Source organism: Lacisediminihabitans profunda, assembly GCF_008040105.1.
GTDB lineage: Bacteria > Actinomycetota > Actinomycetes > Actinomycetales > Microbacteriaceae > Lacisediminihabitans > Lacisediminihabitans profunda.
The window spans coordinates 1-507 of the sequence record NZ_VRMG01000163.1 but is presented as its reverse complement, the minus strand read 5'-3'; the positions used below and the strand labels follow the sequence as shown (position 1 = coordinate 507).

1 tRNA gene is annotated in these 507 nt (G+C 53.8%); it reads left to right on the top strand.

Annotated features, from left to right (window positions below):
• Nucleotides 1–80: 80 nt before the first annotated feature.
• Nucleotides 81–156: transfer RNA gene (locus tag FVP33_RS19360), tRNA-Glu, on the top strand.
• Nucleotides 157–507: the final 351 nt, after the last annotated feature.

Below are 507 nucleotides of genomic sequence, written 5' to 3'. Positions count from 1 at the left end.
GTCTGAAGCTAACTAGGTAGAAGCACCGGGTTGAAATTCCGGAGGACTTGGATCGTTACCAAGCGGGCGCACCAAACAATGCAGTTATAGATTAAATGGATAAATCGCCAGACTTTCAATCTGGTGTTCCGGGTTCGATCCCCGGTAACTGCTCCAATCAAGTCCAAGCCGGAACATTCCTCCGTATGTGCTTTCAGCCGGCTTGGCATTATCAGCGTGGAGATTGTGCAGCCCGGATGCTGCTGTCCGGTTGTGACCCGGTTGTTGGGGTTCGAGTCCCCGCCTCCAACCAATGTTGTGGAATTGAATCACAGGACGACGACTGGGTGAGATTGAGCGTCCTCTAGCCCGAAAGGGTGTTCGCGCAAGGCGAACCGAAGCCGAAAGGCTGAAGTGGTGCCCGGACCCACAACCAATGTTGTGTAATGGAACTATTACGTTGACGCTGTGTGCTCTCCGGATCGTAAGCCGGTAAAGCGGGAATAGCGGGCTCCCGTAGCAGAGTAG